Origin of the sequence: Stygiolobus sp. RP850M (assembly GCF_037389295.1) — an archaeon.
Taxonomy (GTDB): domain Archaea; phylum Thermoproteota; class Thermoprotei_A; order Sulfolobales; family Sulfolobaceae; genus Stygiolobus.
Genome location: NZ_JBBHKU010000028.1, coordinates 1 through 18,100 on the forward strand (window position 1 = coordinate 1; position 18,100 = coordinate 18,100).

13 protein-coding genes and 1 pseudogene are annotated in these 18,100 nt (G+C 39.7%); 3 read left to right on the plus strand and 11 right to left on the minus strand.

Annotated elements, in window-relative coordinates; all coding sequences use genetic code 11:
• Window positions 1-148 precede the first annotated feature (148 nt).
• From WIW52_RS02665 to WIW52_RS02685, 5 genes and pseudogenes are all read right to left on the minus strand, one after another.
• Window positions 149-1,449: pseudogene (locus WIW52_RS02665) on the minus strand (RNA-guided endonuclease InsQ/TnpB family protein).
• Window positions 1,427-2,011 carry an IS607 family transposase gene (locus WIW52_RS02670; RefSeq protein WP_337708431.1) on the minus strand — a complete coding sequence of 195 codons (585 nt, stop codon included), beginning with the start codon at window positions 2,009-2,011 and terminating at the stop codon, window positions 1,427-1,429. The pseudogene WIW52_RS02665 and the gene WIW52_RS02670 overlap by 23 nt, the downstream one beginning before the upstream one ends.
• Before the next feature lie 40 nt (window positions 2,012-2,051).
• Window positions 2,052-2,315, minus strand: a complete 264-nt coding sequence (locus tag WIW52_RS02675; protein ID WP_337708432.1) for a cyclase family protein — start codon at window positions 2,313-2,315, stop codon at window positions 2,052-2,054.
• 51 nt (window positions 2,316-2,366) lie between these two features.
• On the minus strand, window positions 2,367-2,600 hold the full coding sequence (locus WIW52_RS02680; RefSeq protein WP_337708434.1) for a hypothetical protein: 234 nt from the start codon (window positions 2,598-2,600) through the stop codon (window positions 2,367-2,369).
• 120 nt (window positions 2,601-2,720) lie between these two features.
• Complete coding sequence (locus WIW52_RS02685; protein WP_337708435.1) at window positions 2,721-3,899, minus strand: MFS transporter; 1,179 nt, start codon at window positions 3,897-3,899, stop codon at window positions 2,721-2,723.
• Between the two features lie 78 nt (window positions 3,900-3,977).
• On the opposite strand from WIW52_RS02685, the gene WIW52_RS02690 reads away from it, so the two are divergent.
• Entirely contained in the window at window positions 3,978-4,616 is a 639-nt protein-coding gene (locus WIW52_RS02690) for a DUF3834 domain-containing protein (RefSeq protein WP_337708437.1), read from the plus strand.
• 192 nt (window positions 4,617-4,808) lie between these two features.
• On the opposite strand, the gene WIW52_RS02695 is transcribed toward WIW52_RS02690, so the two are convergent.
• From WIW52_RS02695 to sor, 4 genes are all read right to left on the minus strand, one after another.
• The gene (locus WIW52_RS02695; protein ID WP_337708439.1) at window positions 4,809-6,200 is read right to left on the minus strand and encodes an MFS transporter; all 1,392 of its coding nucleotides are present in this window, start codon (window positions 6,198-6,200) and stop codon (window positions 4,809-4,811) included.
• A 482-nt stretch (window positions 6,201-6,682) separates the two neighbouring features.
• On the minus strand, window positions 6,683-10,498 hold the full coding sequence (locus WIW52_RS02705) for a protease pro-enzyme activation domain-containing protein (protein WP_337708440.1): 3,816 nt from the start codon (window positions 10,496-10,498) through the stop codon (window positions 6,683-6,685).
• Between the two features lie 509 nt (window positions 10,499-11,007).
• Window positions 11,008-11,910: a hypothetical protein gene (locus WIW52_RS02710; protein ID WP_337708441.1), complete on the minus strand. Its 903-nt coding sequence runs from the start codon at window positions 11,908-11,910 to the stop codon at window positions 11,008-11,010.
• A 741-nt stretch (window positions 11,911-12,651) separates the two neighbouring features.
• Window positions 12,652-13,587: a sulfur oxygenase/reductase gene (gene sor, locus WIW52_RS02715; RefSeq protein WP_337708443.1), complete on the minus strand. Its 936-nt coding sequence runs from the start codon at window positions 13,585-13,587 to the stop codon at window positions 12,652-12,654.
• A gap of 179 nt (window positions 13,588-13,766) precedes the next feature.
• Here sor and WIW52_RS02720 point away from each other — a divergent pair, with 179 nt between their 5' ends.
• Both WIW52_RS02720 and WIW52_RS02725 read left to right on the plus strand, forming a co-directional pair.
• On the plus strand, window positions 13,767-14,438 hold the full coding sequence (locus tag WIW52_RS02720) for a hypothetical protein (RefSeq protein ID WP_337708445.1): 672 nt from the start codon (window positions 13,767-13,769) through the stop codon (window positions 14,436-14,438).
• 45 nt (window positions 14,439-14,483) lie between these two features.
• Window positions 14,484-15,149, plus strand: coding sequence for a DUF72 domain-containing protein (locus WIW52_RS02725; RefSeq protein WP_337708447.1), 666 nt, complete (start codon window positions 14,484-14,486; stop codon window positions 15,147-15,149).
• 101 nt (window positions 15,150-15,250) lie between these two features.
• On the opposite strand, the gene WIW52_RS02730 is transcribed toward WIW52_RS02725, so the two are convergent.
• Both WIW52_RS02730 and WIW52_RS02735 read right to left on the minus strand, forming a co-directional pair.
• Window positions 15,251-17,326: a 4Fe-4S binding protein gene (locus WIW52_RS02730; protein ID WP_337708449.1), complete on the minus strand. Its 2,076-nt coding sequence runs from the start codon at window positions 17,324-17,326 to the stop codon at window positions 15,251-15,253.
• A 469-nt stretch (window positions 17,327-17,795) separates the two neighbouring features.
• Window positions 17,796-18,100: zinc ribbon domain-containing protein (locus WIW52_RS02735; RefSeq protein WP_337708451.1), on the minus strand; the 305-nt coding region annotated here is incomplete at its 5' end.

Sequence of the window (18,100 nt, forward strand, 5' to 3'; positions counted from 1 at the left end):
CCACCATTTTATATCCCTTTTTCACGATCTTCTCCGCGTCCTTTAAGGATAGTGTGATATAACCATCTTCCATTTTCCAACCTTTCCTCCACTTTTTGCTAGTCCCGGTGTAGACTAGTAGCATTTCCGCAGGTTCGGGGTTTGGGCTTCATAGGATTTCATAATATTTAATATCAATCCTCAGCCGTTGGGCTTCACCAGAGTCACGGGGCATTGCCCCACTCATACCCTCCGCCCCTTTAGCGGGATAACCCCGACCCACCTACTCCCAGTGGGAGTAAAAAAGAGGTGGGGAAACCCGCACATCTTGAGGTAGATGTTTAGAGATGCGTTTAATTGCCTATCCAGAGTGAACCCGCACCTCTCGCAGTGAAAAGTCCTGCCGACCTTTCGGGAAACCCATCCACATCTGGGGCAGGACTTGGAAGTGTGGTAAGGGTTCACCTCCTTCAAGAAGGAACCGTAAAGGGGAGCTTTGTATTTTAGCACACGGTGTATAGTCCTCCACACAGTCCTTGAAACCTTCTTAGACAGCTTGTCGTTGGCATCTCTAAACATCTCTTGTTTATTTAACTTCTCAACAGCAAACATAGTGAGAGGATACATTTCCAGCAACTTGTTCACGAACTTATGAATATAATCAAGCACGCGGTTCCTCTCCCTATGAGAATACTTCTCCATTAACACCTTCCCCTTACTACCGTGCTTTGAAGCAAAAGATTGTATTTTACTCCTTTTCAACTCCATACCTTATTTTAGACTGTACAACTCCTTCAAGGAGAAAGTGACGAACTTATCACCATCATAAGCGTCCAATGTGTAAAGATTACTATCAATTGCTAGGAAATCTAGGGGAGTAAACCAAGGTAATTTATAACGAAATGGTAGGTGAACTTCATCCTCCTTAATTATGGGCTCACCTAACTCAAGTCCTTCAATCCTTCTAGAGAACCAAGTGTGAGACCAAGAGAAGGTGACGTATTCGAAAGGTCTTACAGTAATCCTAACTTCTTCGCCCTCAACTTTTCTAAGAGTAGACTTAACCCTAACGTAAACCTTCTTCAATCTAGGTTTCCTTAATGACGCTTGCCCTTTTTCAGCCCTCCTCTTCCACCCCTTTAATATTGAGTAAGCGTCGCTTATTGCCTTGTCCACGTAGTGGGAAGCTAGATTGTTAATCTTTTCAAGCTCGTCTCTGAATACCTTGTAAACTTCCTTTTTCTTAGGCAGGGTTATTTTGATCTTCGTTAGGACTTTCTTACCTTTCTTTACTTCCTTCCTCTCTATCTTAGTCCTCTCCCATAACCAGTCTAAAGCCTTCTGTAGTAGGTGTTTATAATTCTCCAGTAATATCTTGCTCTCCTCCTTCTTATCGTTCTTCAGAGAGTACGTTAGGTAGACGTATTCCTCCTCTGGTTGAAAGTCATTAAGCCTTAAGCTCTTCGGCACATTTCTTCACCTTTTCGTATTTGTGACTCCTCATTTCGTACAACTTTCCGCTGAATGATACCAGTATAGAGATTAAGTCTTCTATTAACTCTTGTTCTGGTGTTTTGTCCTCCTTATTTAATACCACGAGCTCGCAGTTGTGTGCTTTGCACACTTCTTCAATTATCTCGAAACCAAACCTTACTAGTCTGTCTGGGTAGGCTATGACAACTTTCGATACTTCGTTGTTTAGTATCATTCTTAACAACTTGAGGAATCCTTTCCTCTTCATGTTTAATGAAGATCCGACGTCAGTTATTACTTGGTCGTAGTCCTTAACGTTCTCCTCCAAGTATTTTACTTGGTTTATTAAGTAGTCTTTCTGTGTGTTTGATGATACTCTTGCGTAAAGGATCACTTTCCTCTTTCTAACAATCCCCATGAGCCTTTCGACGTCTTCTTCCTTGAACCTCCACTTCCCAGTTTCTAGTATCACGGGTTTTATGTACCCTTTCTTAACATATTCTCTGAGTGTTGCGTATGAAATTCCTAGGCGTTGGCACACTTCTTTAGGTCTTAGCATTGTATAAAATTTTAAGATGAAATAATATAAACTTTACGGTTTATCGGAAACTGCTAACAACGGCGTGATCAACACTGTCAGTGACGTAAGCCTTACCCATGAAACGTTCCAGCGGAATTTGGTCTAACCTCTTACCTTCGGGGATAAAGTGATAAGGAACATCTACATGTGTCCCGGTATGAGTTCCTATAAGGAGTTCATGAACCATGTAGTCCTTGATTTTGATTTCTCTTAATCTAGGCTGTGGATCACCAGGGTAAAAGGGCATCTCATTTTCTATGGGTACTGATAGGTCTATTATCATAAATATAATTCTTATTAATTCACTTATAAAAAGCTGAAAGCCGAGGAAAAATTAGGGTCGAGGTCTCCCTTCTATATCTATAACGTAGTTTCCCTTCCTTCCCCTTATGAAGAACATCTGACCGCTGGTGGTATTAACCTCTATCTGATATCCGCTTTGCATTAAAGCACTTAGAAGCTGTTGATACTCTGGCAAAGTACCTTGCATAAAATTTGGCTGAAATGTCGGCTGAGGGCGTTGTACTTGTTGAGGATAACCAGGTTGTTGAGGAGTTGGTTGTAGCATACATAAAGATTTTTTGAGTAGTATTGTGCATCTTCTCCAAATGAAGTATGACCAAATCCATTATTATTGCCACAAATTATTAGAGTGAGGGTTAGAGTTTGCATCTCCTAAACATCTTTTTCAACTTCTTGTTACTGCTTTAACTTCAGTCTTAACTATTTCGTCTACATATTTAACATACCTTCTCAAGAACGCAAGTAATACCAAAACCACGGGAATTAAAAGACCAAACATATCCTTTATTCCCACGAGGTCTGCTATATAACCCGCAACGGAAGGAACTATTATACCTATGACCATCATTACCGCAAAGAAGGAACTGTTTGCGGCATTTCTCTCCTCAGGCTTAAATGTCCTGCTGATCGAAATCACAGAGAGTGGATAAGTCAACCCGTGCGGAAATCCTAGAATCAAGAGGGCTAAAGCGAATTCTAAGAGATTTATTGAGGTAAGTATCATAATGAGTCCTATGACCGTCATGGAGATTGCAGCGTAAACGTGATGAGAAACACTTTGTGGAGGTCTTACAGAAAGGTAAATCCTAGCCAATAATGACGTAGTGAAGAATAAAGAGAAGAGAGATGTTACAGCTGAATAAGTGACGTGAAGGTCTGTAACAGCGTATATACCACCAAACGCCAGTATTGCAGAGAAAGGTATATTATAAGTAAGTATATTTATCACTGCCGTTTTGAAACCTGGGTTACTTAATACGTTCACCTTTACGTTTTTACTTTCTTCTTGAGGAAACTTTACGAAAAGTGATAGGATAGCTGCTGCTATCGCCATAGGTTCGAAAAACACAAAAACGTCCCTCAGCGTGAACTTCGTGAGTATCACAGATTCTAACGCAGGGCCAGCTACCAGACTTATGCTAAGGGCCAAAGTGTAGATCGAGAGTAATCTTTCTCTAGATTTTCTGTCCTCCAATAGCCCAGCATAAGTAATAACGTTTGGCATTATTGCACCTAACGATAACCCGGCTAAGGCGCTGATTACCCAAATCGTGATAGGCGTTGAGAAGTAAAATAGAGGTAGAACTAGTGCATATAGCACTGAGGATGTAATAAAGAACTTCCTTCTCTCTGAGGTCTTAAGCCTGGAATTCACGAGCCCACTGGTTATGAAAGTACCTAAGGACAAGATAGCACTGATTATACCTACTTCACTTTGTGTGAAGTGAAAGTCATACTTAACCAGAAGTGGTATAGTAGTAGAGATCATATTATTGGAAGCCCTAATTGCAAATGTCATTGAGACGATTATTAGAAGCATCTGAAGGTAAACTTTCTTGTCCATGATATCATAATTCGTTTCCGAACCTTTTTAATCTATCCTTGAGGAAACTTTAAATAGTTCGTTTACTAACAAATTATTATGAAAGTACTAGCTGCACCGGGACCCGTATCATATCCCGTAATAGTAAACAATAAGGGAATAGAATTGTCTTTTGCTAAAGAAGGTACAGCTGACATAGTGTTAGATTCGACTGTGTCCCTAGCTAAAAGAGGACTTAAGATACACTACGTTACAGTAAAAGGACTAATGACAGTATATCCGACAGTGGGGAAGAAGATCGGTGTACCTAAGATGCTCACGGCTGCTAATGTTCTGACTAAAGCGTTGGTTGATATTAAGAAATTAAACGCTGAGGTCATAGGTATTGACGACATACAGAAGATAATGGAGTCTCTCAAGAAAGGGGAGATAGATAGTGCTGTAGTCCCTTCGGGAGTAGCTAAAGGGATCACATTTGAAGAGCTTCTGGGAATTCCGGGAAGTTGCGGAGCTCATGTAAAGCCCGAGTCTAGAGACCAGTTTATCTCCCTATATAATGAAGGAATAGACATGTTTAAGCAAGACCCCGAGGGATTTGCCACAAAAGTAGTTACTACACTGGGAGGAAGGGTAAGCAAAGAGTTCGTTATTAACGTAATGAAGAACTCGACCTTCAATATCGAGGAATTACCTAATGACGAAGAGTTCGTTAAGTTAGTTAGAAAATATATAAGCTAAGCAAGTGTTTGTATGTTCTCTTCGTAGAGACATTCGAAACCTTAATTCATTCTTTTTTCGTCTCTTGATTTAACCTATATTTGTCCTCTTTACCTCATGAGCTGAAGTTTATATCCACCAATAGAGAATCGCTACAACTTTTATGATTTTTAATCTAAAAAGTTTAAGAATCTTCGAGGAAAAAAAGGATAATTATAGTGGGTTTTCCACGTTAAACCACATATCCTCATAGGAGCTTTCTTCGAGGCTTTTCTGTTTAGTTTCAGGCACTACTAACAGCGTCACTATCGCAGCTATTATTCCTAAGGCTCCTCCAACTCCTACAGCAACGGGAAGACCGAAGTTGAAGAAGAGGAATGGGAATATTGCGGAGTTAACTAGGGCGCCCATTCTATCGATTGCAACAACTATACCTGATGCTATTCCTCTTATTTTGGTAGGCGTAAGTTCTACATTAAAGACACCCGCTGCACTTACGTTAGCTGGACCTACGTTGTGCCAGAAATGATACCCTCCAAGGAGTAGCATTCCCACTATCGGAGTGATAGGGTTTGAGAGCGTTAATTGCGGTTTAACTGCCGCGAAAAGAACTAACGATATAGCCATTCCAGCGAATCCAACAGCTTCCAAGGGTTTCCTACCCCACTTATCTATCAGTAGGAGAGATACAGCACCTCCGGGTATTGACGCAGCTAGTGTTAGGACAAGGCTGAAGATAGCTGTGTTTTTAATACCTATTGACTCTCCCACAAGAGCTGGTTCAAAGACACCTCCAGGGTTCACCATATGGTCTAGGAACCATAGTATCCCTGCTATTGCTATGTATTTAGCGTATTTTCTTAGGTAAAAAAGCACCGGTGTCTTGTCCACTGCGTTAGCAGCCACAGTCAAATCGTTATTAGTCACTTGTTTAACAACCTCTTGGTACCTCTTCATGTCCCCCTTAATTCTTACTAGGTATCTAGGGGACTCAGGTACCTTTCGTCTAAGGTATATAACCGATCTTGGAATAATAGCCCCTAAACCTAACACCAATCTCCACAATAGATCACCGTGAATCCCTATTAGAGGAAGCCCCAGAAGAGTAGCTGCACTGGCGATGCTCCCCAAAGGACCCGTTACACCTACTGCAAATGCCAGTAATTTACCCTTGTCCTTTTTGTTGGCAAACTCTCCCAATACTATAGGAGACATAACGAAGTCTCCTCCAATTCCCAATCCGAACAACATCTGTGTGAGTATAAGCTCATATACGTTCTGCGTAAAGGCACCGAGGAGTGAACCTAAAGAGAGCAGCAAAGCTTCATAACCGTAAACTGCTCTTCTTCCCTTGAAATTAGAGGTAACGCCGAAGAGAATCGCACCTACGATAGCGGTCCAAAACGATGCAGTGCCTAAAAGAACGTATAGTGGCGATCCTGCTACAAGTCCAAACTCTTTTTTAAGTTCCAGAAGTGCTACTGCTATAAAGGTAGTATTATAACTTATTGTAAACATCCCCAGAGTTGTTATTAAAAGACTCTTTGCATGGTAAACATTGAAATTAGAATCATCTAGGGGCTTGAAAATATCTCTTAGCTTCATAGGAATCAAGATATGATAAAATGTCTACAATAAAAATTTTCTATATGTATTAAACATATTAATATATACAACTATGTGTTGATATATAATTTTCATCCACTAAAAATGGGCTCTAGGGCATACCGTTTTACAAGGATAAATATCCAAGATCCATTCCACGCAGCCTTAACTAGTATCTAGCGAGTTAAACCAGATGTCGGTGCATTCGGTATATTAGCTGTTAAGGACAAGTTTACCCATTGGATCTCGCTCCAGAAAGGTGCAGCAGCTCCAGGGTTATTTATATCACCACTTCCAGTTACCTTATAACCATGATCTGTAGCGTGGTCTGAGCCATAGCCGTTGTTATATTAAACTCTGAGAGTATTAATGAAAAAGCCACTATTAATAGGGATTAGTAGAAGAATTCCTCTCTTTCCTACCTAGGGACATAAACCATCATTAAAAAAGAGTTAAGGGTAAAAAGCGTTAGACTGATGATATTATTTTCTGCGAACTAGGGCTAGAGCTATTGCGACTATTGCAATTATTATACCTATGATCGATATTATTTGTAATGTAGAGACTTTACTAGATAAGTTAGAGTTAACTGAGGATAATGAGCTTGAGATCGTCGATAAACTATCATTCAGCGTTGACAATTTATTATTTAGTGATTCTAGCTGATTCTCAACCTGGATATGGGTTGTGTAAGTAGAGCTTAATCCGTCAGATTGCATCGCAACCACTTTCAAAGTATAAGTACCGTCTGGATAGTTAGCAGTATTTAAAGTATACACGAAAGTACCATTACCGCTAAACTTTGTTAGCAACGTGTTATCAATGTATAACATCACTTGTGAAACATCTTCCCCGCTTACAGTTATACTAACGTTCACCTCACCAGTAGCACTCATCGGTGCTTTAACGTTTACTTTAGGTAAGGAGGGGGTAACGTTTATTATTTGTGAATTTATAACTTCAACACTTGAAGAACCTTCTAAGTTTAGCTCATTTACACTTGTTGAGACCAAGTAGACTTTACTGTTCAAGGCTGTTAATGAGTTAACATAAGAGTTTACAAGTGTTAAATTAGACCCTTCTGCGTTTACATAAGTGATGTTAGAGTTGATTATACTTACATTACCCTCTATAGTATCATTAACGAGTATGTCATTCGCTAAAGTGACCTTACCCGTTATAATGTCATTCTCTAGAACAGCATTATAGGTCTCTCCTTCATCTATATGTTGTCCCTTTACCAGAGTATAGGGATAAACGTAGAAAGTATAGCTCGTATTATAGTTATTTATGGTGGGAACCCCGTTAAATGATATTCCGTTGACCATTATGTCAAAAGGTAATCCGAAGTATGTTGTCGAAGACAAGTAGGTGAGATTACCTAAATTACTTGCTGATGGTAAAGTTACGTTGCCTACCCACTCGTTAAGTGTTGAATTAAACCACAACGGTATCTCTATTTCTGTACTTATCTTCGAGTAATTTTGGCTTAAAATCTGTGGGTAAATAAACGCAGAATACATGCCGTACTTTACTTCACTTCCATTGGGATATTCTATATTAGCATAAATGAGCAATGTTTGTCCCTCGTAAGCATACTTTGCGGTTTTAATTATGGGAGTGTTGTAATTAGGTGTTACGTAAATCTGTCCATAAAAGAAGCCCGTTAAGTTCATCCCTAAGGTATATGAGTCATATTTTGCGAATAATAATACCGTATACAACCCGGCTGTGACGTTTTTAGGAACGTATAAGAATCCTAGTGTCTCGCCGGAGGGGGAGAAGGAAGCGACAGTCTCGCTAATTACTTTACCGTTAGGACTCACTAATTCAGCAGTTACGTTAGTTCCAAGAAGAATATCTAACATGGTTGTAGAATACTGTAGTGGAAGGGTAGGTGGTTCTATTAACCCAGCTATAATTATATATTGCCCTCCCGCGACACTACCGGGTTCCGCCACTATTTGTGGTAATATAAAGAGCGATTGTAGATAGATCCCATTAGAGAACGCTACGAAACCATAAGCGTTAGTGGCAATTAATAAATCATCTCCTATTTTAGCGTTTAAAGTACCAACCCAAGGACCATATGTCGAAATAGGGGTTAATACTGTTGAGTTGGTCATAATGTATTCGTTGTCAGTTATGTTATAGGAGTAAACGTTTAGGCTTAATGTGAAGTTCGCCGGAACTCCGTAAACGTTTGTTACATTAGCTTCTGTAACGTTGCTTACTTGCGTGTCAAATGGTGTAAAAGTAGCTGGAGTAAAGAATTGTACATAATACCCGGAAAACGTTTCGACAAAGCCATAACTCCCATTACCGTAAACTGTAACGAAAAGTAATCCGTTAGCGTTTTGGGGTAATGTAACTGTTGCTACCCATTCCTCTAATGAGGGGTTATATGATAATTGAATTTCAGTAAGATTTCCTTCAATCCCCTCAACTATAGCATAGAAGCTACCGTTGGTCACTGGTGTTCCGTTCATTGTTATGTTAGCGACTATCTCCATAACTTGACCGGGGAAGAACTCTAAAGGTGTTTTCCCCGAAGTATTATAAACGTTAACGACTATTGAAATATTGCTGACATTTGTTTCTGTAGTGTTTAAGTAAAAAGCTAAGTTACCGGAGTTTAAAGTACCCCAACCCGTAATTAAATTATAACCGTAATTGGCAGTCCACGGTATGTTATAACCAAAAGTTATGGGGTTGAAAACTTTTTCATAGCTGCTATTTGCCAGTTCATATACTGTCGGGTTAATTAAGCCTAGGCTGTGATTTAGGTAACTCATTATAGTTGTCAGAATCCCTGCAGTTAAAGGTGATGCTTCACTAGTCCCTCCGGTTATTGTAGTCACGTTATAGGGGCATATTATATAAATCCCGGGATATACATTAGCGTTTGCCGAAATATCTGGTGTAGTTCTACCGTTAGGGTATGTAGCGGGCGTCTGTAAACTCCATTGCCACCAGGGTTTAGGTTCTATAATACTAACCCCTCCAGTTGAACCACCAAAATTCACGTCGTTAGGAGCGAAGCCGTAATTAGACCAAGCAGTTTGCTCTACTCCACCGTGGAACTGTATATAGGTTGTTGTCCCTCCAACAGCGGTGACGAATGGTGAAACTGAGGGATAGTCAACAGCCCCTATAGGCCCATTACTGTAGCCACTACCTCCGCCATCTCCGCTACTGGCTAAGAAAGTAATACCTTCAGCACTTCCTATAGCATAATACTCATCGGTTAACACGACACAAGAATAGAATCCAGGGCCGTTAAAGAAGATCGAAAATAAAGACTCTGGTATTCCGAAGCTCTGAGAGAGTACATTAACCTTGTCTTGTGAAACTATATAGGCGATTACTGCTGGTAAAGGTATGTTGGGGTTAGCAATATATAAGGTAATGTTTGCTTTCGGTGCCATGGTGTGTGCTACTTCAATATCTAAGCTTATCTCCCCAGCCCATCCATAAAATATTCCTAGTGCCGGGTTATATGGCCCTATAGGTACTACAGTAAAGTTAGGCGGATTGGGCAGCCCTGTAACTTTATCATAATAGACTAGCTGTTGATAAATGTAAGGATCACCGTAAAAATCTAGAATACCTATATTAAACCCTTGCCCCTCATAGCCTTGATTGAACAAGGGAGTTATGTTGTAAGCATTATAAAGTGCTGTAGGCCAGTAAGCTTCTATGGGGAACGTCGTATTTGGTAACCCGGCTTCTTGCTTTAGCTTCATTACATCCTTAATAGTAACAAGCGTTGAGGGGTGTTGGAAGAAAATTGCTGAGACATTTGAGGAAATTACAAAAGCCGGGATCTTAGGTACTCCGTAAGAGGTGTAATAAATTAATGTCCCGTTACTTAGGACTTCGAAGTTTAGACCTAAATATTTCTCCACTTGTCCAACAGTCCCAGTAGCTACTATAACCGAGTCTGCGGCTGTTAAAATAATGTTAAACCCAGATTGCTTCAGATAAGATAAGACTTGCTCGTACTGCTGAGTGGGGTAAAACAGTTTTTCAACTTGTTCCTTTGTTAAGAAATGGTGATATAGAGGGGATGAGGGGTTAGATACTGCTAAGGCGTAATAGTAGAGTAGCCCTACGTTTTTTAGGGGAATGAAGAGTGTGAATGTCACTTTATCGTTTGGTGATAATGTTCCTACTACATGAAATCCCTTTAGTTCTAACGGTGGGATATAAGTTTGTGTTGTGGACGAGAAAGATAGTGTTGAAATTGAAAGTAATAATGCCGTGGTTACTAGAATCGAAAATAACTTACTATTCATAAATTATCACATTACCGTTGATTTATAAATTTTGCGGTGAGGTTTAACTCTATTTGGAGAATGATATTTTCTTTTCCTTGACCGTTTTAGAACTATAGGTAAATCTAATTAATTTCTTTAAAATTCTAGTTTTTATGTTAATATTTTAAGATGAGTGGTTATTAAATTAATTTAAATAAGTAAGGTGGACAATTACCTTCAGAGCTTAAACAAGGTAAGTCTTAAGCTAGAGAGATAGTATATATGCAATTGAAAGATATTTACTAGACAATGAAGTAAAGTAAACAGTCTAAGAGGCTTCCAATAACCAGTTACCAAGATTTGATATCGACCATTCGTGTTAAATACCTTAGCAGACTTGTTTTTAAACTATTTACATACTGTTCACTTCTGCGGATCTGCTTACTCTGATTTTCTCGCATTTCTGCAATTTCGTGATCGCTTAAACACTTGCTCGTTTTAACTGGGTGATGAGACGATTGAGCAAAGGAAAATAAACTCATTATATCTTACTGCATCATAAATGCTATAACAAATAGTGAAGTCGTTTCCGTGTTCACATTCCCTAACGGGATTACGGTCCCGTTCACTACCTTGTAATCAGTGAAATAACCTCCAATAGGGGACTGCAGATGTTTAGCAATGTTATATATCTTAAGAATTAAAGGCAAATACTCCATCGCAAACGTCTGGTCATATTTATCTATGTATTTCCACGCTATGATAGCCAAGGCTAGCTTATAAGAAGCGTAGACGTTACTTGTAACGCTTTCATCCTGAAATCCGTAACCATTCCAGAAGTCGTTAATTGTAGTTTCAAATACTTTCTCTGCAAGGGTTATGTTCCCGTTTTCAAGCTCGTAAATAGAAAATAAAAGAGAAGTGTCAGCGTATTCGTACCAAGCAAGGTAGCTTGGAGAATCGTTAAAACTTATAGTACAGATGGGTCCCCAAACTTTCTCATTTATGGGGTCTTTAAACATCCACGTGAAGTTGTGTATTCCTGCTAATACCAAGTAAGGTGACAAAGTTATGTTACTCTTGATGTTATCCCAAACCGTTTCCCACATGGAGGCATTTAAGTCCTTTAACGCGATCACTGCCAACAAGTTATCGCTTTCCACGAAGTACTTATTAACATAAGGACATTCTGAGAAGAGCTTTACCGAAGAGTTATATGTGATGTTATAGTAATTCATTACTAGTCTCAAGGATATTGGAGAGGTTAAGTTGGGGAGTTGTGTAGAGGAAGGGGTTGAAGGTCTGGTGAGGCTTAGAGGACTTGTAGTAGGTGAAGAGAAGATTGAGGGGTTTATATCAACTTTATAGTGATAATATATTACCAGATATAGCTCTGTCACGATCAGTAAAACGAGGACTAACGATAAGACAGTTAATGTTCTTTTGTTCATAGGTAGTAATTGAGTTTCAGTCTGAAAACTTTTTCTTCACATCATTTTTCTCTCTACTACAACGGTGCTTATATTATGAAAGTAGCCGTAAGGATAAAGAACATCACTACCTACGTCGTAGCCAATATCTTACTTTTATGTCTCCAGAGTTACAGAAGCTGGGGGTTAAAAAGGCGGAAACCTCGCCAAGGTGATGGATAGCCCTATGTTTAAATACCTCATTTCTCTAATTTTCTGTTAATGACGCTAATGATGTTCCTCTCCAGTTCGATTAAGGGCTTAACAGGACTGCGGGAGGAGTACTTAGTATCTCCTTCCTTTAAGGGACTAGACGTTAAAGATGAAAGCTATCTTTTCATGTGAGGAAGTTTTGATTAACCTCGACTGCCCACCAAATGTAACCCTGAATCGATGGTGGAAACGACGAGAAGGGAACCCTTGCCGTTCCAGAGCGTAGATAAGTCGGTTATTGTGACCGTGTATTATCAACAAGTGGAGTCCATAAACGTCTCTACGAGTAAGGTCGTGGCTATGTATAATCTTTGTCGTCAGATACGGGAATATTTTGTTAGTCCCAAATAATTTACGAACTAGACGACTATGTTTATTCAATAGTTCCCCTTAAGCTACTCACTTCATGAAAAACACTTGGATTAAAAAGTAAAGAACTTCAACATTCTTTACATATAATCGAGAAAAATTATTGGAAAAACACTCGGATTTTAAAAAAAGAGAAAGGGCTTAAAGGTGGTACTCGTTTAAGTACTCTCTCCAATACGTACCTTCCATCATGGGGTTTAGAACTCTTATATAAGGACCGAATACTAAGGTGTCTAACACTTTGTCGTGTATTTGCCTCACCTCAGGGTGTATTAACACCCTACCTAAGCCGAACATCAAAGAGTTGGTATCACTCCACTCCGTGTGGACAATATACCTTTGAGGTTTGTTCTTAAATTCAGGAGCTTCGTATATAGTGACTGGGTCGGGTACGTCCATCCCGTTGGCTGTTTCCAGTATCTGGTGGAAGCCTCTAGCGTTTAACTGTAAACTTCCTAAAGGTGAGACACCTATCTCTTTAAGTATCATTCCTCCTAAGAAGCCCGGTGCTGATCTGAAAGCCTCTAGGGTCTTTATTGCGCTTTCCTCAAATTGGCTCTCTAACCCTTCTTTCACGATATGTTCACCGAAAGCGACGACTCTCTTACCGTAAGGCTGTGAAATTGGAGGAACTGAAACTGTCTCTCCTGCGGCGAATTTCTTACCCATCATTACTGTGAAGTCGGTCATCTCCGTGTTCAAGGGCATATTTGCGTAGACTATCTCGTATAAGGGCTCGTAGGGTCCCCAGATCATTTGATCTGAGCATTGTAAGCATAGCCTGAACAAGTTAGCCCAGTTCTGCTTATGCATTTCCTCGTGATCTTTCCAGTTTTTCCAGAAGGTGTATTGGAACAGGAAGATGCTGTGCATCTCTTGGCTCATTTCCATCTTCGCTCCTCCCCATCTTGTCCCTAAAGGTACTACACCTATCTGTACATGATTTTGGAATCCTACAAAACCTGGGTGCCTGGCTGTCACCATACATACTTTAGGTCCTACTTTGCCGAAGAGTTCTAGGGTTTTAGGATCGTTTTTTACCTCTGCTATGTTTATAGCTACATAAGGTTTTGCCATGGTTTGTCACTAACAAGATCTGAGCTAGAGTTAATTACCATTTTATTCTTTGATATTTAGTGTCGTTAAAGTAAGAATTTCTTTCATCAACAGAATTTTATAAATATTATTTTTTGTATACATAGTAAATTTCAGAATTAGTAGATAAACATAAAAGTGTAAAAGTGTACATATAGTATATGAACAAGGAGTTCTACGAAAGATTATTAAAAGCTGAGAACAAATACGATAGACTAGACGGGTGGAAGAAGGCTGAGATATTATATAAGAGCATTGACATGAGATCGCTTAAGAACTATTTTTTGGAGATGTTAGACGACGAAGATATTGACGTAGCTTTACACGCATGGCAGATGTTGCCACAACTCGTGAAATTGGGTATAGTGGACAAGAGAGACTACGACGAGAGAAAACTGGAAAGAGCTTTAAGAGAGGGTGATATAAATGCTTGGTGGATAGCCTATGACCTACGGAAGGAAGGGATAATAAGCCTTGACGTCTTAAAGTCTAATGTAGAGTATTTCGAGAGGGCTTTGAGGGGAGACCCCTATACTAGGATAAGCGCTTGGAGCTTATTACCCTACTTTCTAGAGATAGGTCTGGTGAAGAAACCTTCAGACGATTACTTGAACGAGCTTTTGTATCAACCTTTGAACATCCACGTTAAACTTAACGTAGTATATTTATTGTTGGAACTGAAGGAGAAAGGGGTCGTAAATAAGATAGACCTTGAGGCAATAAGAAAAGTGGCGGAACATCCTGAATTCATAAAGCTCTCTCAAGCCTACGAGAAGAACTGGAGAAAGGTAATGGAATTAGTGGGACTGTCTGACCGTAAGACTGTTAGTTAAGAATTAAAAGATTGATCGTGTTTTTATACATGTGAAGTATAATAAATGATATTCATAGGTACGTCTGGATGGCTATATCCGTGGAACCCTAAGAAAAACCTGGATTGGTACGTTAAATATTCCGGTTTTAACGCTGTTGAGCTTAATGCCTCCTTTTACAGAATCCCTACACCCCAGCAAGTTGAAAAGTGGAGGAAGTACGAAATCACTTGGGCTATCAAGGTTAACAGGAGAATTACCCACGTAAAGAGGTTAAAAGATGTAAATGACGAGGTTAGAAAATTCGTTGAGATATTCGAACCATTAAGACCCCGCTTCTACCTGTTTCAGCTACCCCCTAACTTTCGTAAAAGTGATGAAAACATAAAGATAGTTAAGGATATATGTCTGGAGTTAGGAGATAGAGGAGCAATAGAGTTCAGGAGTTTGGACTGGTTTAAAGATGTTCCACAAACTGAATGCGTAACTGTGTCCATAGACTCTCCGATTGGCAATTACTACTTTAAGTCTCATGACGTAGTTTATTTGCGAATGCACGGTAGGGACAACTGGTACTTCTATGAATATTCTGAGAAAGAGCTAGAAGAGGTAGCGGATAAGCTGATACAACTCCACGCTAAGGATGTATTTGTGTTCTTTAACAACGACTTATGGATGTTAGATAACGGGAGGAAAATGAAGGAGATCTTAGAGAAAAAAATTGACAAATGATAAGAGATTAAGACTGAGAGTTTTTCAGATCTGACCTGAAAGGGGAAAATTAAAAAAGATCGAGAGATAGTGAGATAAAAAGATAAAAACTCTCTATCTTTTTACACTTTGACCCCTTGCCTAAACCTAGTAGTTATGTCCTCAATCATTAGGTTATTATAAGTGCAAGCTTCAACACAGTCTCCACAACCTACGCAGGATATTCTATTACTATAGCCCTTCTGGAGGACGTCAACAGAGATCGGTATCTTTACTGGGCAAGCACCTTCGCAACTCTTCGTCTGACAAGTCCTACAAGTCTCTACGTCTTTAGCTCTTATCTTAAACAGAACCTTGTTGAATATACCTGCAAATGTCCCGAAACCGCACCAACCTTGTCTTGCACAACTATACGCTCCGAAGACCGGTGTGAGGAAGTAGAAGAACCACCACACATAGTTGAGTACGAACATTCCGTAGAAGTTTAGTGGATCTATTTTTGCCATGCCTAATTTAGGTGGAGACCACATTTTGAGCTCCATTAGCACGAACAGCGAAAAAGCTATAACCATTGGCACAAGGAATACCCACCTCATATATTCCCAAATCTTACTCGTCTTCTTAGGCTTGAACTGGTCGTAAAATACATTAGTCCACATATGGGCTGCCATACATACGGTATTACAATAAGCCCTCCTACCGAAGAGTGACGTCGCTAATGCTATCGCGATGAGCGAGACCACGAAAGGTAAGAGAGTCACTGGGAAGATCATTCCACTCATGCCGAACACGTAGTAGTTAGTGTAGTAGGGGATTGCAACCACGAAGAGGGGAATCCCCACTAGGATGACCAGAGCCCATTTTTTAACTTGCGAGTTCTTACTCACCTTAAACCTCTCGTACACTAGAAAAGCCATTTCAGCCCCCATCATTATCACGTAGAAGGGAGACATGGTAGTCGCCATAACGAACATATAGGAAGTCATAAAGGCGTTTAATAGTAAGTTACTGCTTGCATGCAAGAACATCGTACCCATAGCATAAGGGTTGAGCGGGAATAACCACCACAAAGGATTCGTAAAGGGACTCCTCATCATCATCATCCCTGAAGACATACTACTAGACATAGAGTGCATACCCTGACCTGCCATAGATTGCATACCCATCCCTGAAGACATACTACTAGACATAGAGTGCATACCCTGACCTGCCATTGTGTTCATGGAACTGCCCATAGAAGACATCGTATGCATCGCTTTAGCGACGAATAGGGAGTTAGTTATGTTAAAGCCTAAAACACTTTCACCAAAACCCATGGTTATTTCGGCTAGGTTTATGAGGACAAGAAGTAAGAATGGGTACCTTAATTTATAATCTATTTTCTTTGCCGGGATATCTCTGATCACCAAAACGAAATACCAAACCATAGAGATCAAGATAGAAAGCGAAATAGTCCACATGTCGTTTAAAACCGCAAAAGTACTCAACCCTATCATCATAAACAAGTCGAAGGCGGCTAACGAAAGGCTAACTAAAACTCCTTTGAGGTTTATTCTCCTTATCGCGATTAAGTAGAGAGTGATCACGTTTATTATCATGATCGTCGTGGAGATCAGAGAGGCTACCAATTCTATTTCCTTCGAGAACTGGATAAATATTGACGGTAAAAACGCCATGGAAATAGCGAAAGTCGCCAAAGATAACTCGAAGATGTCCTTCACTCTGCTTAAGACTAGAAAGAATATACCATCGGCAAACATCATTATCCCGAAGGCTATGTTGCTGACCGCATCGATGACCGGATTATACATTCGTGGGCCGAAAGCTGAGGAATATAAGTATCCCATACTAAACTCGTCAAAGATTACCGAGATTGCTAGTAGTAAAGATGATGTATTATCAGATTTAACCCTTATAATTTCACTCTTTACTGTAGCTGAAAGTAATAAAGGAACAGAGGCGATCATCAATAATAAGGGCTCTAAGAACAGCGTACCGCCGTAAAACACTATGTAGCCGAAGGCTATACTTTCAACTCCCATGTAGAGTATTACCGAGGCGATGAAAAATATTGCCTTTTTATTAACAAATTCCTTCCTGAGAACGTAGGCCAAGATCCCAAAATTTATTATCATCATACCGAGAATGTAAACTAAAGCCGCTATTTGCTGGATTGTAATTACAGAATCCATTTGCATAAATAGTTTATCTAGTTTCTAGTATAAAAACTCACTTTATATAAATCATTATAAAATGTTAAATCTTTAGGAGAAATGATATATGTGTGTCAGAACAATAAGAAACTGGGAAAAATAAAAGGAGTCCTTACTGAGGAGGGAGAAGTTAGTTAAGTCGAATAGATCAAATCGTGTTAATGATAATTATTCCTTCATTATTTATTGATGAAAGTAGTATCTTTACACATAATGACTTTCCTACTAACATCATGAATACCAAAATTGTATCACTAACCTTAGGAGCTTTTTCTTAAACTTACTACACTTTTCTTTCAAAATCATAATATCTGTCACTTCATCAGATTTTACCCATTAAGTCTCCCCGTATTTTAGAGAAAGTTTAGATAAAATCATATATCCTTCTCTAAGTCTTCCCATGAACTTATCTCTGTTAGGTATATCTGTGATAGACAAAGAGGGGGTTTGGGCTTCATTGAATTTTCATGAATTTGTATTCAATTCTCAGTCCTTGGGCTTCACCAGAGTCACGGGAAAACCCGTTCATACCCCTCCGCCCCTTTAGCGGGATAACCCCAACCCACCTACTCCCAGTGGGAGTAAAAAAGAGGTGGGGAAACCCGCACATCTTGAGGTAGATGTTTAGAGATGCGTTTAATTGCCTATCCAGAGTGAACCCGCACCTCTCGCAGTGAAAAGTCCTGCCGACCTTTCGGGAAACCCATCCACATCTGGGGCAGGACTTGGAAGTGTGGTAAGGGTTCACCTCCTTCAAGA